This is a genomic window from Pedobacter sp. 01N416, from assembly GCF_056399685.1.
Genome location: NZ_JBFTRT010001089.1, coordinates 1 through 478, shown reverse-complemented (window position 1 = coordinate 478; position 478 = coordinate 1). Strand labels below are relative to the sequence as shown.

At 37.2% G+C, this 478-nt stretch carries 1 pseudogene; it reads right to left on the bottom strand.

Features of this window, described 5'->3' with window-relative positions:
• Nucleotides 1-478: pseudogene (locus tag AC1DND_RS29370) on the bottom strand (type IIA DNA topoisomerase subunit B); the annotation flags it as partial.

Below are 478 nucleotides of genomic sequence, written 5' to 3'. Positions count from 1 at the left end.
GATTACAATATTGTTATAATGAAGCCCTTCTAAACCATCTTCAATGTTTAAAGCATGTTGTAAAAGATTAAATTCTTCATTTTCGTAAACCACTTTTTTGGTAAGTTCGTAACAGTTAAGCGGCTTACCTTTTAAACTAAACACAGCCTGACAATCTACATCGCGCGATTTTGTGATCGAACCTGATGCCGAATCTCCCTCGGTAATAAACAAAGTGGTTTCATATCGTTTCTCGTGTGTTGTATTAAAATGCACTTTACAATCGCGCAGTTTTTTATTGTGTAAGGATGCCTTTTTCGCCCTATCGTTCGCCAGTTTCTTGATGCCTGCAATATCTTTACGCTCGCGCTCCGATTGCATAATTCTTTTCAACAAGGCATCAGCAACATCTGGATTTTTATGCAGATAATCATCCAATTCTTTTTTAACAAAATCGTTGATAAAAGTAGCTACCGATGGTCCTTCTGGTCCCATATTC